Origin of the sequence: Kribbella monticola, from assembly GCF_003261635.1 — a bacterium.
GTDB classification, from domain to species: domain Bacteria; phylum Actinomycetota; class Actinomycetes; order Propionibacteriales; family Kribbellaceae; genus Kribbella; species Kribbella monticola.
In genome coordinates, this window is the sequence record NZ_QFXK01000004.1 from 127,645 (window position 1) to 144,021 (window position 16,377).

Below are 16,377 nucleotides of genomic sequence, written 5' to 3' on the forward strand. Positions count from 1 at the left end.
TGCGGACAGCAGAACGGACACGCTTCGTGGCTCGCCGCCAGCGTGGTGTCATCCCTGGTCGTCACCCCTTGCGACAGAGGCGGGAGAGGCGCACTGTCAGTTGTAGAAGGCAAGCAACCAGGGGGCGACATGACCGGCTTTGTTCAGATCATCGAGTACCGGACTTCGAAACCGGACGAGGTGCAAGCGCTCAGCGAGGACTACCGCAAGGCGCGTGAGGCCGAGGACGACGGCAGCCCCGCACCCGCCCGCGTGATGGCCTGCGCCGACCGCGACAATCCGGGGCGCTACTTCACGATCGTGGAGTTCGAGTCGGCCGAAGCCGCGATGGCGAACTCGTCGCGGACCGACACCGGCGAGTTCGCCGCGAAGATGATGGAGCTCTGCGACGGGCCGCCGACGTTCTACAACCTCGATCTGCATCAGGTGATGTAGAGGTTTCGAGCGGACCGCTACCGGAGGGAGGAGAAGGTAGCGGCCCGCTCGGCGTCGGACCGGATCCGCGGCGCCGGACCCGGTCGTGGTCCTGTGTCGGTACTACGTGGTCCGCAGCCCCGCGCGGCCCGTACTACGCCCTCTTCCGAGCCCCGTCTGTGCCTTCGGCCCGGGATCGGACAGGAAATCGGCGCGGGCCTTGAAGAGGCGCTCGGACTTGAACCCGGACTTGATCCCGGAGCCACGCGCGCGCTCCGGATCGAACTCGGATTCTGGCCCGCGCTCCGGATCGAACTCGGAGTCGGGATCCGACTTGAGCTCGGGCCGGCGCTCCGGATCGAGGTCGGGCTTGCCTGTCGCGCCGAGCTTGGGCTTGGGCTCGCGCTCAGGTCCGAACTCGGGCTCGGGACCCGGCTCGAGCAAGGGCCGGCGCTCCGGATCGAGGTCGGGCTTGCCTATCGCGCCGAGGTTGGGCGCGCGCTCCGGTTCGAACTCGGGCTCGGCATCCGGCTCGAGCAGGGGCCGGCGTTCCGGATCGAGCTCGGGCTTGCCTGTCGCGCCGAGCTTGGGTTCGAACTCGGGCTTGCCTGTCGCGCCGGGCTCGGGATCCGGTTCGAACTCGGGCTCGGGTGGGGGTTCGGGGGCTGGGTGGAGATTGGGCCAGGGGCGGGGTGGTAGGTCGGAGCGGGGTTTCAGGTTGAGCGCGGGGTCCGGGCCGGGATCGGGGTCGAGCCACTCGACCTCGGTGGCGCCTTGATGGCCGTGGATCGCGATCACCGACTCGATGGCGTCCCAGACGGTCGTGGTCGGGTAGTCGCCGTACCAGCGGAGCGCGACCGCCCCGTCGGTGAACTGGACGCCCTCGGCGACCGGCCCGGTACCGCTGACCCCGGAGACGTCGTGATGGCGGATCAGCCGGAAACGACGAGAACTCATTTCGGCGCGACCTCCCACAACCGCTCCCCCGGCAGCTTGCGCCCCGGTGACGACTCGCTCGGCAGGATCGGCTCGCTCGTCACGCGCAACCCGGCGAACCGGCGCGACATGGCGGCTGCATAGCGGTCTGCCAGCTCGGCCTCCGCCTGGTAGTCCGCGACGACGTGGTCCCCGAACCACACTCGTACGCGGCGTCGTTGGGGTGCCGTCCCGCCTATCGGAACGGGGTCGGTACTGGCATCGTCGCCGGACATCAGTGCACCCTGCGCCCGGTCGGCCTGATCGGCGTCTTGCGGCCGCCTGTCGGTGTTCCCATCAGCGGCATCGAGGACCATCGGTTCACTTCGATCACTTCCACTTCCCTGTGGGGATGGGTTCACTTCAGAGACGACCGCCACCCACAGTCATGACGCAGATCCAGAACTTTTTCTTTTCCGTACGCCGATCGCCCGCTCCTCCAACGCCCGCTCGCCCTGCGCGGTAGCTCGGCTCAGGCCGGCGACCCGGGTGGATGGGACGGTGGGCGCGTGGAGCGGGAACCGGTGGGCGCGGATCGGGCAAAGGGTGGTGTGAACCCGATTCGAGCTCTGGCGTCCGTGCCCGACCTACCCACTGATGCCCCACCCGAACCCACGGCCGTCGACGTACCAGGCGAGCACGCGGACTCCGACGTACCAGCTGAACGCGCGGATGCCGACGTACCGGGTGAACGCGTGGATGCCGACGTAGGTGTCTGCGGTTGCTGATGCGGTGTTGATCGCGGGGTCTCGGGCTTCGCCGGAGTTGTTTGCGGTGGTGTTCGATCGGCATGCGGTCGCGATTCATCGGTACGTCGCGCGTCGGCTCGGCAGCAGCGAGGCCGACGATCTGCTCGGGCAGACGTTCTTGCTGGCGTTCGAGCGCAGGCATCGGTCCGACAAGACGCGGTCGGACGCATTGCCGTCGTTGTACGGGATCGCGACCAACCTGATTCACCGGCGTAGACGTGACGAAGTACGGCAGTACCGCGCCTACGCCCGTACGCCGGCCGCTGGCGACCAGGACGGCTTCGCCAACGAGGTGGCGGACCGACTGGACACAGTACGAGCCAATCGCGTGCTGTCCGAGGTACTGGCCGGTCTGCGGTCCGCTGAGCGTGACGTGCTGCTCCTGTACGCCTGGGAAGAGCTCAGCTATCCAGAGATCGCCCAAGCGCTCGACATCCCACTGGGGACCGTACGGTCCCGCCGACCTCCGCGCCGCGCTCTACCGCGCGGCCCGGCTGATCCCCGGCGTCCACCTGGTCGACGGCATCGTCAACCTCGACGGTGCCCAGGGCCGCGCCGTAACCCGCACCGCCAACGGCCAACGCATCGACCTCATCATCAACCCCACCACCGGCCACTTCATCGGCGAACGCCACCTATCCACCCAAACCACCCCTACGCAACCAAAGGCGCCACAACCTACTGGTCCGCCGTCACCACCCACCTAACCACCACACCCCACCCAAGCCGTAACCGATAGCTCAGCGTTGAAAGACGGCTGGGCTTCAGATCACCCAGGGCTTCCACTGCTCCTGGTCGTCGGCGTCCGGGGTTGTCTCTGGAGCGAGGTCGTGCGTTCCAGCTCCGGGCAGATAGGCCGCGATCAAGAACTCCAGGTTGTGCAGCAGCATTGCCGGAGCGTCCGGCCGCGCCTCGATCAGCTTGTCAAACACGAGGCGCGACTGGCGATGCAGCACTTCCTCGCCACGACTTCGCATACCGATGTCGATCCCGTAGGCATCCGTCGCCTGGACCTCGTCGGGCCCGGCGTCCGGCGATACGTACCCGTTCCGCTGAATCACCACGCTGTACCAGTCGTCGTCATTGGCCAGACGGCCGCGCAAGCCGACCTTGTCCTCACCATCCGGCTGATCGGGGTAACGCTCGATCCCCAGCACCCGCTCCAACCAATCGGCAACTTGTCCAGGCGTCTCATCCAAGCCCAGAAAAATGCTGTCGCTGGTGGACATCACTGCTCCTTCAGGTAGGTGACAAGTCGCCCATCACCAAGATCAATAAACCTGGAGGAGGCTCAGCTGATGACCCAGGGTTGCCATTTTTCGAGGTCTGGTTCGTCGAGGGATGGTGCTGGGTCGAAGTAGTGGGTTCCTTTGCCGGGTAGGTGGGCGGCCGTCAAGGTACTGAGGTTGTGACTCAGCAGGATCGGCGTGTCGGGGCGCGTCTCGACCAGCTCGTCAAAGACCAGACGCGCCTCCATCGTCTGGAGCTCCTCGTCCGTCTGCTCTGCGTACCAGACGTCGATGTCGATCGGGTAGCGGTCGATCGCCTGGGCCTCCTCGTCAGGGTCGGCGTTCACGTAACCATTGGGCCGGACAGTCAGCACCACCGACCCGTCGGCGCTCCGGGCAGGACCTCGCAGGCGTATCAACCGGTTGTCAGGCTCCTCCTCGACCGGCGTCATTTGCAGCGTCTCCGCCAACCATCGCGCCACGTCCGCCACCGGGTCACCGGTAGCAAGAAAGATGTTGTCGTCGTCGGACATCAGTTCTCCTTCGTCAACGTGACCAGACGGCCGTCACCGAGGATGACATGTGCCGCAGCCGAGATGAACGCGCCTGGCTCACCGCAAACCATCCGGAATGCGCGCTGTGCCATGTCCTCGGCCAACCCGACCTTCCGGCCGTCGATGAGCACCTCTCCCGAGGCCCCGGCCTGGCCACTGCCCTTCCGCATGTTCCGCTTCACCGCCGACAGGGTTGCAACATCGAGTGTCTTGAATTCCATGATCCTGCCGGGGTCGCTCTCATTCTTGCGAACCATGGCATCCGGGTTCTTCTGGTGCTTCCTGCTGTGGTCTTCGATCCTCGCGTCGATTCGCCAGCCCTCTTTCACCAGCCGCGACGCGATCTCGATCTCCTTCGGTTTGAAAGTGTTCTGTGGATTGTGAACACCGGGGGCGAAATCGACTCCTAGAGCTCCACGTTGCGTCGCCGGGTCGAAGTTGGGGAGATCGACGTCGATGGCTGCGAATTCGATCGTGTCTGGTGTTGTGGGAGTTGCGGAGGCCGGCGTTGGGAGTTCGATGTTGATGACTGGTGGTGGGGGTTGGGTGGGGAGGTCGGGGTAGGTGAAGGTGGCGGTTACGTGGGTGGGGGTGATGGTGATGGTGGCGGTTTGCCAGGTGTGGTTGGCGTTGGCGGACATTGAGTGGAGGAGGTCGGTGGCGGATTCGTTGAGGTCTACGGCGATTTCGTAGGTGAGGTCCTCGGGAGGGTCCTGGTCCTCGACGACGATTGCGCGGCCGTCGGGGGTGACCATGAGTTCCACCTCGAGTTCTTCGAAGTCTTCGTGGTCTTCTTCGTCTTTTTGTTGTTTCTTGCGGAGTTTCTCGAGTGCTTTGCGGGCGACCTTGATGAGGGGTGGCTCGGGGGCTTCGGGTGCATCCGAGGCCGGTTTGAAAGGGGCGGAGAGGCGTTTGGTGCGGCCGAAGAGGTCGCGTTCGGCGACATCCCCGGTTCCGCCGGTCGTCCTGTCGCGGTCCGCGGAGCTCGCATCGGGGCGTGTGCCGGAACCGCCGCCCACAAGACGTTGAGCCCAAGCCTTGGCTTTCGGGGGCGCCATCGACAAGTAGTGGGCGGCTTCCTCGCAAGCTCGGGCGGCCGCGTCGAGTTGTTGGGCAGCCACGGTCGCCCGGCCTTGCGAAGCGGCGATGGCGAGCGCGGCGTTCTCCCGGCAGCGTTCCGCCGTACGGTGCAGGTGGAGGACCACCTGCGGTACCTCGTCGAGGCACTCGACCAGACCTTGGGCGACTCGCTGCAGGTCGGACGGCATCGAGGGCTCAGATCTGGTCGGCGTAGCTCTTGCAGCCGGCGGACGCGATCTCCAGTGCCTCGGCGGCTTGTTCGACAGCTTTGCCGGCCGCGTCGAGAATCTCTGCGATGTCGCGGTCCACGCCGGTCGCCGTACCGGCGATCAGACTCTCCACCTGGGCGCTGTGCTGGGTGAACCGGAGCTTGAACCCGGCCAGGCCACCAGCAGCTTGCTTGGCCTCCATGGAGACCTGCTGCAGCTGTTCCTTGAGCCGCTGTACGTCGGACACTGACTGCCTCTTCTTCCTAGGGATTGCGCTTCTTCGGCAACACGATCGCCGTTCCGGAGATGATCACCGGTACGGCGATCGCGATCCACCACGGCAGTCCGGCCGCCATCGCGACGACGACCAGCACGGCACCGCCCCAGCCCCACCAGCGCGCGCCGGGCAGGCGCGGCAGGCCTAGTACGCGGGATGCGGCCAGCATGGTGACGGCCTCGATCGCTGCGCCTTCCAGTCCGGCCAGGAAGGATCCGGAGATCACCCAGATCAGTACGAAGCCGACGACGACCAGTGCGGCGCTGATAGTACGGCGCTTGCGGCGCTCCTGCTCTGCCCGGGCCTTCGCGCGCACCTCCTCCAGCTTGTCCACTGTGTCCGCCAGCTGCTTGGTGAGCTTCGCCGCGGCCGCCTCGATGTCGGTGAGTCCCCTGATCGCAGGCATCGGCACGGTCGTCCTCTTGCCGTCCGCAGGCAACCCAGCGCGCTGCAGCGAAGCAGCGGCCTTCTCTGCAAGTGCGTTGAGTCGCAGCTCGAGCTTCCGCCCGCGCTCGGCCATCGCGTCGGCCTCGGCCATCGCTGTGGCCTCTGCCTTGGACCTGTTCGCAGTCAGCCTGTCCTGCGCCTGCTGCGCGTCAGCACGCGCTCCAGCGACCTGTCGCACCGCACGGGCGTACTCGGACCACACCTGCTCTTCGGTCTTCATCGGCGCACCAGCTCTACATAGCGGTCGACCTCGTCCACGCGCAGCGGCGCGAACGGTACGACGACCTGCGCCTCCGGGTGCAGCCCGTCCCACAACAGCCCGCGGTGCGGCTCCGACGCCCACCGCACGAGCGGCCCACACACTGCGCGTACGCCGTCCTGCGGATGCCGCAGGAACAAGTGGGTCGCAACATTGGCCCGCCCGTACCCCAGTTGCTCGGTGCAGACATGCAGACGGTTCCACCAGCCGAACGTCACCAGCCCCTGGGTCGGCCCGTCCCGCACGATGTCCTGCAACGCGTTCGCCGGACTCTCGAAGTACCCGTCGGCGTGGGTCTGCATCTTCGGTACGCCGTGGAAGCCGAACCCGAGCAGGTAGGTCTCCCCACCGATCTGCCCGTCGCGCACAGCGTTCCGCAGCGAGAACAACCGCGGGGCGATGTCCTCGTGCTTGTCGACGGTCTCGACCTCCGACCCGAGCTGTCGCAGCGCCTGAACCAACGCACCCTTGCCCTCGGCAACAGCCGGGGACGAGTCGGTCCCGTCGACGAAGATGAACCGCGGCGGTACTACGGCTGCCGCGGCCGCGGACACCGCCAGCCCCGACAACACCCCGAGCGCATCGGCCGGGCCGTCACCCAGCACCAGTACGCCGGCGCCCGGCTCAGGCCGCACCTCGACGGCCACCGGAGCTTCGGTCACCGCGATCGGCAACCCCGTCCAGGGCCGGCCGAGTTCGGGCTTCACCGAGGCGGCGGTGTCGGCCAACCGGGCCGGCTCCGCGAGATGGAAGACGCGCGGCGGATGCGTAGTACCGGATCTGAGCCACAGTTCGCGGCGCAGGTCGTCGAGCACGGCCTTGTCGGCGAAGCTGACCAGCACGTGCTGGTTGTCGTCTGGCGAGCCGAAGTTCGCGTTCAGCACGGCCTCGCCGCGGAACTGCAGTTCGGCCGCCGCCGTGTTCCCCGTCCGCAGGATCGCCTGCGAGTCGGCCGGAGTGGTCTTCAAGGCAATCCGGTACGGCACCTGCCCGAAGATCGAGTCGCGTCGCGTCGACAACCGCTTGACCCCCTCGATCGTCTGGGTCGCGAGCACCACGTGTACGCCGTACGCGCGGCCGAGGCGAACCAGTCGCTCGAGCAGTCGCGCGGCCTCGTCGGCCAGTTCGTCGTCGTCTTCGAGCAGCACCTGGAACTCGTCCAGTACGGCGAGGATGCGCGGCGGGCGATCCGGTCCCGCAGGCAATTCGGCGATGTCCGCGACGTTGCCGTGCGACTTGAAGATCTCGCTGCGTCGGGCGAGCTCGTCGGAGAGGTGCCGCAGTACGGCCAGCCCGAACGCCCGGTCGCTGTGGATGCCGAGCACGCGCACGTGCGGAAGCCAGTGCTCCCGCTCACCGGCCGGCCCGAGGGCGGAGAACTCCACGCCGTGCTTGAAGTCGAGCAGGTACATCTCCAGATCCACCGGCGCATAACGCGCGGCGAGACCGTGGATCAGCACGAGCAACAGATTCGACTTGCCCTGTCCGACCGCTCCCCCGACCAGTACGTGTGGCAATGCCGGGTTACCGCTGCGCAACCGCACGAGGGCCGGGGTGCGGTCGTCGTACCCGATGACGGTACTGAGCTCGTCGCTGACCGGCTGCCACCAGGTCGAGCGATCCGGCAGCGTCCGGTTGAACTCGATCGTCGGCAGCACCGCGATCTCAGCCAGTTCCGCGATCACGTCACAGATGCCTGCGGCAACATTCGCGTCGAACGGTGGATCGAGCTTGGCCGGAACGTTCTGCAGCTGCGAGATCTCGACCCGGTTGCCGGTGATGGCCACCGGGTCGAGCAGGTCGAGCAGTTGCCGCGGATCGACCTCGTGCTCGCCCGTCGACGCAGGGTCGTGATGGACCAGGAAGCAGATGCCCCGATCCGCCCCGGTGGCCGCCAATCGGACCAGATCGCGCTGCGCCAGGGAATCGATGCCGGAGGGGTAGTCGAAAAGGACGATCAGCCGGTACGGATCGGTGACCCGACCGGTCTCGCGGATCAGTTCCTCGAACCGTTTGTGCCCCAGCTGCGCCTGCCTGCTGGCCCGCAGCGACGACACGTCGACGAGTCCGGACAGCACGGTATGCAGCTGCTCCGCGGTATGTGTTGCCCGCGGCACCAATTGCGGGTACTTCGTGGTCAGGTGCCCGAGCAGCCCCATCATCCCGGTCAGTCGCGGATCGAACGCGTCGATCCGCAGCCGGAACGGTTCGGCCGCCGCGATCAGCCGCAGCGCCACACTCTGCAGGAGCTGCCGGGCGGCCTCGTTGCGGTCGGCCGTCACCTTCCAGCCGTTCGTCCGCAGCAGCGGCGCGACCACCGGCGTACCGGCTTCGAGTTGACCTATCCGCACGTACGACGGTGTGCCCGCGCCGACCAGTTGCCTCGACCTCCAGCGGGCGTCGTTGGGCGGGATCGAGGCCAGCCCTGGCGCCAGGCGGTCCGCCAGCAGGCGAGCCGCCGGCTCGGCCGTCGCCAGTGCTTCCGCGGTCGCGGCCTCTACCAGGCCACGCGATTCGCGCCGCGCCAGCACGGTCTGCTCCTGCAACTGCCGGTGCAGCCGCACGGCACGCTGGTGCTCCCCATGGGTAAGCCGACGCGCGGTCTCGAGGAGCTCCCCGAGCGCGAACTGCAGTCCCCGGACCCGTGCCTCCAGAACTTCCGGAGAAACCGGTCCGGGCATGCTTTCCCCGTCAGGCTTCTCCGTCACGAGCACCGTCCTTCCACCACTGCGACGCGACCTCTCCCGCTGCCTGCGTAAACCATGTCACACCATCAGCCCCGTGTGTCACTTCCGTCATCACAAGTCTCACCTGCCGACTAGTTGTCAGGGCTAGTTGGTCGGGGCCACGATCTCGAGTTCGTAGCCGTCCTCGTTATGCAGGAATGCGGCGTAATGCTGCGGGCCGCCGGCGTACGGATGGCGGTCGGCGAACATCAGCGTCCAGCCGTGCGCGGTCGCTTCGCCGACGATCGCATCGACCTCGGCCCGGCTCGCGGCGTTGAGAGCCAGATGGTTCATCCCCGGCCGCAGCCGGTCGTGATCCGGGGCCGACATCGCGGGGCTCTGCTCGGCGACCAGATAGCTGCCGTCGGGCGCGATCCAGGTGTACCCGCCGGGCCAGCTGTCACCGTCCTTCCAGCCCAGCCGGTTGAGCACCCAGCCCCAACTGGTCAGCGTTCGGGAGAGGTCCGGGACCCAGATCTCGACGTGGTGCACCGCGGCGGCCATCGGAGCATTATCTGTGCTCGTCGAAACGGTTGGACACCGCTACCGCGGCCAGGCCCACGACCACCAGCCAGACCACCGCCGCGGCCAGCCAGGGCCACCAGTCCGAACCCGCGGCCACGGCGGCGACCGCCTTGCCGAACAGGCCACCCGCAGGGGCGAAGACCAGCACCACCAGAACGCGGGCGACAACGGTCTCCTTGGTCATTTCTTCATTGTCCGAGCCCTCGGCCGCCACCGCAGCGACACGGGCGCGCCCTCGTTTCCTGCCCCTGTGGACGGCCCGGCACATTTTGTCCGCGGGGTGGTCTAGCGTCTGGGGTGCATGAACGGCGAGTGGCAGAAGGGAGGCACGGTGAGCGCGACCCGGATCGAGACCACGGCGTACGGCGCGGCCGCGCTGGAAAAACTGCGCGCCGTCGTGGCAGGCCTGAAGGCCGACGATCCGATGAAGCCCGTCACCTTGCTGTTGCCCAACAACCTGGCAGGCGTAGCCGCACGCCGATTCCTGGCCGCCACCGGGATCGCCGGGCTCTATCTCGCCACCCTCCCCCGCCTCGCCGAGCAACTCGCCGCGGGCCTGCTCGCGCCGCGACGTCCGGCGACCCGCCCGATCGTGGCCGCGACCTGGCGTACCGCGCTGTCGAAGGCTCCCGGCGTTTTCGCGGACGTTGCCGATCACCCGGCCACGATCCAAGCGCTTGCTGCAGCACATCGCGAACTGCGCGACCTGAGCGATCCTGCTCTCGACAAAGTGGCCTCGGCCTCACTTCTCGGGCCCGACCTGATTCGCCTGCATCGCCATGTCACCGGCGAGTTGGAGCCGGATTGGTACGACGAGACCGACCTGCTGAAGACCGCTGCCGCCAAGGTCATCGAGAGTCCCGCGACCGTCGCGGAGCTGGGCGCCCTGGTGCTCTACCTGCCGCAGGAGCTGACGCAGGCAGAGGCCGGCTTCGTCGAGGCGCTCGGCAACGCCGCGGCGGATCTGACGGTGATCGTCGGCCTGACCGACGTGAAGCGCGCCGACCGCGCGGTACGGCGATCACTCGACCGCATCGGCATCGACCTGCCGACGTCCATCGCCAAGAACTACCCGGTCGCGACCGAGGTGCTCAACGCATCCGATACCGACGACGAGGTCCGCTGCGTGGTGCGAGATGTCGTCAAGACGCTTGCCCACACGCCGGCGCACCGGATCGCCGTGCTCTACTCGGCCGCCACTCCGTATGCGCGACTCCTGCACGAGCATCTCGCGGCCGCGAAGATCGAGGTGAACGGTCCGGGCACCCGGCCGGTCCACGAGCGGGCGCTCGCGCGGACGTTGTTGGAAGTGCTGGCGCTGGTCGACCACGACCTGCCGCGTGCCGACCTGTTCCGCGCACTGGCGAACGCGCCGACGAAGGACTTCACCGGCGAGCGGATTCCGGTGCCGCAGTGGGAGCGGCTGTCCCGGGCGGCCGCTGTGGTCCGTGGTGACGACTGGGACGAGCGGCTCGCCAGGTATGCGGAGTCGGAACGGCGTACGGCTGACCAAGAGGCGGCTGCCGAGGACGCCCGGCCTGCCGCAGTACGGCGTGCGCAGGCGAGCGCTGAGACGGCGGAGCGGCTGCACCAGTTCGCCTCGGAGCTGCGGCGGCGCCTGCAGGCGACGGCGTTGCTGGAGACCTGGTCGGAGTTGGCCGCGGCGGTGCTCAAACTGTTCCAGGATCTTTTGGGGGACACCGACTCGCTGCCGATCGAAGAGCAGTATGCGGCCGTTGCGGTCGAGGGATCGCTGCGAGGGCTGTCGACGCTGGACGAGCTCGGGACGCCGGCCAGCCTGGCGGTGTTGCGAGACGTTCTCGATCTGGAGTTGCAGCAGTCGCTGCCTCGCGTGGGCACGTTCGGCATCGGCGTACTGGTGGCGCCGTTGTCCACGAGCATCGGACTCTCGGTCGACGTCGTTTTCGTGGTCGGGCTGTCGGAAGACCTTTATCCAGGGCGGGTTCACGAAGACGCGCTGCTTCCGCATCGGGTCCGGGAGGCGGCCGCGCCGGAGCTGGCGTCGTTCCGCGACCGGCTGGACGAGAAGCAGCGACATCTGCTGGCGGCGTTCTCGGCCGGTTCGCAGCGGGTGGTCGCGTCGTTCCCGCGCGGCGATCTCCGTCGATCCAGCCGCCGGCTACCGACGCGCTGGTTGCTCGGCACGTTGCGCGAGTTGACCGGCGATCACGCGCTGGCGGCGACGGAGTGGGACCGCGCCGAGTACGGCGACCGGCTGACCACCTCGGCGTCGTACGCCGGTTCGTTGACCACGGCAACCATGGCGGCCACCGAGCAGGACTGGCGGGTGCGGGCCTTGTCGGCCGGCCTTGCGCTGCCCGACCAGGTGATCGAGCGGGCCCGCGTGCTGCTGCGAGCGCGGTCAAGTGATGAGTTCACGCGCTTCGACGGGAACCTGTCGGGGGTCGCCGGCCTGCCCGACTACGCGTCGGAGGATCGCGTCGCGTCACCGACGTCGCTGGAGTCCTTTGCGACCTGTCCCCACGCGTACTTCGTGGAGCGGTTGCTGCAGGTGGAGCCGCTCGAGGCGCCTGAGGATCTCTTGGTGATTTCGCCTTTGCAGGTGGGGAATCTGATCCACAACAGCCTTGACGCCTTTGTGACCCGGCTGGCCGGATCGCTGCCCGGCTACGGCGAGGCTTGGACAGCGGAGCAGCGATCGCTGTTGCTCGCGATCGGCGCGGATCTCGCCGACCGGTTCGAAGCCGAGGGGCTGACCGGCCATCCCCGGTTGTGGCAGCGGGAGCGGCTGCGGATCCTGGGCGATCTGCTGGTGCTGCTGAGCGACGACGAGCGCTGGCGGCTCGAGCACGACGCGTCGGTGGTCGCGAGCGAGCTGCGGTTCGGGTTCGACGGGGAGCCGCCGGTGGAGATCCCGATTCCGTCGGGTCGGGTGCTGTTGCGTGGCTCGGCCGACAAGGTCGATCTCGGCCGGGACGGCACGATCTACGTCACCGACGTGAAGACCGGCGGCTTCTCGCGGTACGAGGCGATCGAGTCGGATCCGGTCGCGGCGGGGACGAAGTTGCAGTTGCCGGTGTACGCGTATGCGGCGCGGATGCGGTTGGGTGACGAGTCGACGCCGGTCGAGGCGGCGTACTGGTTCGTCCGCAAGGGTGGTCGGCGGATTCCGGTGCCGCTGACCGACGAGGTCGAGGCCAGGTATGTGGACACGCTGGAGGTGATCGTGTCGTCGATCGCTTCTGGGCAATTCCCGGCGAAGGCTCCCGAAGTACCGGATTTCCTTTGGGTGCAGTGCCCGTACTGCAACCCGGACGGCATCGGGCACAGCGAGGTCAGGACGCGGTGGGAGCGCAAGCGGCACGATCCCGAGCTGGAGCGGCTGGTGCGGTTGATCGACCCCGGTGCGCTGCCTGCGTTCGAGGAGGTGGCCCTCGATGAGTGAGGAGCTGCTGGACGCGGAGGCACGCGAGCAGATCCGGTCGGATACCGGCGAGACGTTGTTCGTCGAGGCCGGCGCGGGGTCGGGGAAGACGCACGCGCTGGTGGACCGGGTGACCACCTTGGTACTGCGCGACGAGATCCCGCTGAGCTCGATCGCGGCCGTCACGTTCACCGAGAAGGCCGGCGCGGAGCTGCGCGACCGGTTGCGGGTGGAGTTCGAGAAGGCGCGGCGCGGGCCTGACCGCCGGCTGGCCGATGCGGCGCTCGATGACCTGGATTCGGCATCGATCGGGACGCTGCACTCGTTCGCTCAGCAGATTCTGCTCGCGCATCCGATCGAGGCCGGGCTACCGCCGCTGATCGACGTACTGGACGAGGTCGGTTCGTCGGTCGCGTTCGAGGAACGCTGGTCGGAACTGCAGCAGCAGTTGCTCGACGACGACACCATCGCGGAACCGTTGCTGCTGGCGATGGCCGTCGGGGTCGAGCTGAAGCACCTGCGATCGCTGGCGCGGCTGTTCGGCAACGACTGGGACCTGATCGGCGACCGGGTGCTGGTGGATCCACCCGAGCTGGTGTCGATGCCGGACCTGGAGGGGCTGGTCGCTGCGACCGCCCGGATCGGAGCGGTCGCGGAGCACTGCATGGCCGACGACGACCGGCTGCTGCCGAAGGTGCACGAGATTCGCGAGCTCGGGCTGATGCTGGGGACCGCGACCGACCAGGAGACGCAACTGGCGGTCCTGCACAAACTTCGCGGGCTGAAGGTCGGGCGGATCGGTCGCAAGGAGAACTGGCCCGACATCACCAAGGTGCGGGGGGACTGCGCCGAGGTGGTCGAGGTCGCCGGTTCGCTGGTCGAGCTGCTACTCGATGCTTGCCTACGGCACCTTTCGCACTGGGTCGCGGTGCGGGTGCTGGAGTCGGCCGAGTTGCGCCGGGCCGAGGGGCGGCTGGAGTTCCATGACCTGCTCGTGCTGGCCAGGGACCTGCTTCGGCGGGAGCCCTCGGTGCGGTCGGCGTTGCAGGAGCGGTACCAGCGGTTGCTGCTGGACGAGTTCCAGGACACCGATCCGATCCAGATCGAGCTCGCCGTGCGGATCGCCGGTGGAGCGGCCGCCGACGCGCCCGACTGGCGCGACGTGGAGGTGCCGCCCGGGCGGTTGTTCGTGGTCGGCGACCCGAAACAGTCGATCTACCGCTTCCGGCGCGCCAACATCGCGACGTACCTGACCGCCCAGGACCTGCTCGGTGAGACGGTCGAGCTGACCACCAACTTCCGCACCGTCCCTCAGGTCCTCGACTGGGTCAACCACGTCTTCGCCACCCTCATCCAGCCACAGGAAAACGCCCAGCCCAGCTACCAATCCCTGAGCCCGCACCGCTCCCCCGCCCCCACCACCCGTCACCTCACGTCGACCTCCGCCCCACCGGAGCCGACGGCAGTCAGTGGCGATCAACTCTCCCTCCTCGATGAGGACGAGCCGGCCGAGGACGAGCCCGATCTCGCCACCGTCATTCCACTGCGTCGCGGTTTCGCCGTCTCCGTCCCGGCTCTCACCACCGACGGCGCGGCTCCCGCCGGCGACCTCGTCGCACCCGGCGACGCATCACCACCTGGCGGTCCCGCGGTCACCGTGCTCGGCGCTCAACCCCATGAGAATCTTCCCCGCGCCCAGGCGACGGCCCTGCGCGAATTCGAGGCAGCCGATGTCGCCGCCGTGGTGGAGCGCGCCTTGCGCGAAGGCTGGCAGGTCTACGACGAGAAGGCGGAGACCTGGCGCGCAGCCGGTGCCGGCGACATCGCAGTACTGGTTCCTGCCCGTACGTCGTTGCCGTTCCTCGAGGATGCGTTCGACCGGGCCGACATCCCGTACCGCGCCGAGGCCAGTTCGCTCGTCTACCAGACCGCCGAGGTCCGCGACCTGCTGGCCTGTGCTCGCGCGCTGGGTGATCCGAGCGACCAACTCGCGCTGGTGACCGCGCTGCGTTCCCCGTTGTTCGGTTGCGGCGACGACGACCTGTTCGTCTGGAAGAAGTCGGGCGGCTCGTTCACCCTCACCGCACCCGTTCCCGATTCGCTGCTGGCCCACCCGGTCGGCGAGGCGATGGAGTGGCTGCGCCGCACGTACTACGCTGCGCGCTGGCTGACGCCGAGCGAGGTGCTGGCGAAGATCGTCGCGGATCGCCGCATGCTCGAGGTCGCCGCGACCGGCCCGCGGGCGCGCGACGCGTGGCGACGAGTGCGGTTCGTTGTCGATCAGGCGCGCGCGTGGTCCGAGGTCGAGCACGGTGGCCTCCGCTCGTACCTGGCGTGGGCCGCTCACCAAGGCGAGGAGGCCTCGCGGGTCGCCGAGGCCGTGCTGCCCGAGACCGACGCCGACGCCGTACGGGTGATGACGATCCATGCTGCGAAGGGGCTCGAGTTCCCGATCGTGATCCTCTCCGGGATGACGGCCGCGCCCAACCGTCAACGCGGCGTCCAGGTGTTGTGGCCGCCCGACGGCGGGTACGCGGTGAAGCTCAAGGCGTCGGTGCAGACCGAGGACTTCGATCTGGTCCAGCCGGTCGACGAGCAGATGGACGACTTCGAGCGACGACGCCTGCTGTACGTCGCGGCGACCCGTGCGCGCGATCACCTGGTCGTGTCGCTGCACCGCTCCGGTAGCCGGCGCCACTCCAGCAACGCCGAGTTGCTGACCAGCGCGGGCGCTGCGGAAGCACCTCACACGGCGTTCTTCGACGGCCCACCGGTCGAAGCGGCTCCGGACAGTGCACGCGCCTCGGCGGAGGTCGCTCCACCGGTCAACCGGCAGGAGTGGGAAGCGAAGATCGCCGACGCTCGGCAGGCGAGCCGGCGTCGGTCGGCTCAGAGCGCGTCGGGTCTGGAAGGCACCGGTCCGGACGTCGCCTTGCACGGCGTGGACCCGGGCAGCGCCAAGGCTGCCCGCGACATCGAGCTGCCGCCCTGGTCGAAGGGCCGCTACGGCACGGCGATCGGCCGCGCGGTTCATGGCGTACTGCAAGTGGTCGATCTCGCGACCGGCGCCGGCCTCGACGACGCTGTCGCCGGGCAGTGCCTGGCCGAGGGAGTAGTCGAGTACGCCGAGGTCGTGACGGCTCTGGTGCGCTCAGCGCTCGCTTCGGACGTCGTACGCCGGGCCGCCGCGCGCGAGCACTGGCGCGAGTCGTACATCGGCACCCTGCAACCCGACGGCACCGTGCTGGAAGGTTTCGTCGACCTGATCTACCGCGAGGACGACGGCACCCTGATCATCGTCGACTACAAAACCGACGCCGTACCAACTGCCGCGCTGGACGCCCGGGTCGCCTACTACGCCCCTCAACTGACGGCCTACACCGACATGCTGCCCAACAGCGGCCGGCCGGTCCTACTCTTCCTCGCCCCCACCACCGCCGTCGCCCACACCCTCTAAAAGGGGCCTCAGGCAATCATTAATTGGCTTGCGGGGCGCGGTCACGAGGCGGAACATTCCGGTATGATCA

The 16,377-nt window shown here is 68.0% G+C and carries 15 protein-coding genes; 5 read left to right on the plus strand and 10 right to left on the minus strand.

Translation table 11 applies throughout. From position 1 onward, the window contains the following. The first annotated feature begins 129 nt into the window (after positions 1-129). Entirely contained in the window at positions 130-435 is a 306-nt protein-coding gene (locus DIZ26_RS02980) for a hypothetical protein (protein ID WP_112237422.1), read from the plus strand. A 102-nt stretch (positions 436-537) separates the two neighbouring features. On the opposite strand, the gene DIZ26_RS38120 is transcribed toward DIZ26_RS02980, so the two are convergent. Continuing rightward, complete coding sequence (locus DIZ26_RS38120) at positions 538-1,371, minus strand: hypothetical protein (protein ID WP_232828111.1); 834 nt, start codon at positions 1,369-1,371, stop codon at positions 538-540. After that, on the minus strand, positions 1,368-1,625 hold the full coding sequence (locus DIZ26_RS02990; RefSeq protein ID WP_112237597.1) for a hypothetical protein: 258 nt from the start codon (positions 1,623-1,625) through the stop codon (positions 1,368-1,370). Before DIZ26_RS02990 ends, DIZ26_RS38120 begins: the two co-directional genes overlap by 4 nt. Positions 1,626-1,898: 273 nt before the next feature. On the opposite strand from DIZ26_RS02990, the gene DIZ26_RS37320 reads away from it, so the two are divergent. Together DIZ26_RS37320 and DIZ26_RS02995 are read left to right on the plus strand one after the other, a co-directional pair. Further along, positions 1,899-2,117, plus strand: a complete 219-nt coding sequence (locus tag DIZ26_RS37320; RefSeq protein WP_157979558.1) for a hypothetical protein — start codon at positions 1,899-1,901, stop codon at positions 2,115-2,117. A 49-nt stretch (positions 2,118-2,166) separates the two neighbouring features. Continuing rightward, complete coding sequence (locus DIZ26_RS02995; protein WP_232828125.1) at positions 2,167-2,877, plus strand: RNA polymerase sigma factor; 711 nt, start codon at positions 2,167-2,169, stop codon at positions 2,875-2,877. 25 nt (positions 2,878-2,902) lie between these two features. On the opposite strand, the gene DIZ26_RS03000 is transcribed toward DIZ26_RS02995, so the two are convergent. The 8 genes from DIZ26_RS03000 to DIZ26_RS03035 form a co-directional block, all read right to left on the minus strand. Continuing rightward, entirely contained in the window at positions 2,903-3,367 is a 465-nt protein-coding gene (locus DIZ26_RS03000) for a hypothetical protein (protein WP_157979559.1), read from the minus strand. Between the two features lie 62 nt (positions 3,368-3,429). Then, positions 3,430-3,900 (minus strand): hypothetical protein, encoded by a 471-nt coding sequence (locus DIZ26_RS03005; protein ID WP_112237428.1) that lies wholly within the window; start codon positions 3,898-3,900, stop codon positions 3,430-3,432. After that, positions 3,900-5,189: a hypothetical protein gene (locus DIZ26_RS03010; RefSeq protein WP_112237430.1), complete on the minus strand. Its 1,290-nt coding sequence runs from the start codon at positions 5,187-5,189 to the stop codon at positions 3,900-3,902. The genes DIZ26_RS03005 and DIZ26_RS03010 overlap by 1 nt, the downstream gene beginning before the upstream one ends. 7 nt (positions 5,190-5,196) lie before the next feature. After that, positions 5,197-5,457, minus strand: coding sequence for a hypothetical protein (locus DIZ26_RS03015; protein ID WP_112237432.1), 261 nt, complete (start codon positions 5,455-5,457; stop codon positions 5,197-5,199). 16 nt (positions 5,458-5,473) lie between these two features. After that, on the minus strand, positions 5,474-6,154 hold the full coding sequence (locus DIZ26_RS03020; RefSeq protein ID WP_112237434.1) for a hypothetical protein: 681 nt from the start codon (positions 6,152-6,154) through the stop codon (positions 5,474-5,476). Then, a complete protein-coding gene (locus DIZ26_RS03025; protein ID WP_232828112.1) occupies positions 6,151-8,901 on the minus strand; it encodes an FtsK/SpoIIIE domain-containing protein in 2,751 nt (916 codons plus the stop codon). Before DIZ26_RS03025 ends, DIZ26_RS03020 begins: the two co-directional genes overlap by 4 nt. Positions 8,902-9,024: 123 nt before the next feature. Then, positions 9,025-9,423, minus strand: a complete 399-nt coding sequence (locus tag DIZ26_RS03030; RefSeq protein WP_112237438.1) for a VOC family protein — start codon at positions 9,421-9,423, stop codon at positions 9,025-9,027. 7 nt (positions 9,424-9,430) lie between these two features. Beyond that, positions 9,431-9,628: a hypothetical protein gene (locus tag DIZ26_RS03035; protein WP_112237440.1), complete on the minus strand. Its 198-nt coding sequence runs from the start codon at positions 9,626-9,628 to the stop codon at positions 9,431-9,433. Between the two features lie 147 nt (positions 9,629-9,775). On the opposite strand from DIZ26_RS03035, the gene DIZ26_RS03040 reads away from it, so the two are divergent. Continuing rightward, positions 9,776-12,871, plus strand: coding sequence for a PD-(D/E)XK nuclease family protein (locus tag DIZ26_RS03040; RefSeq protein ID WP_112237599.1), 3,096 nt, complete (start codon positions 9,776-9,778; stop codon positions 12,869-12,871). Beyond that, positions 12,864-16,307 (plus strand): UvrD-helicase domain-containing protein, encoded by a 3,444-nt coding sequence (locus DIZ26_RS03045; RefSeq protein WP_112237442.1) that lies wholly within the window; start codon positions 12,864-12,866, stop codon positions 16,305-16,307. Before DIZ26_RS03040 ends, DIZ26_RS03045 begins: the two co-directional genes overlap by 8 nt. Positions 16,308-16,377 lie beyond the last annotated feature (70 nt).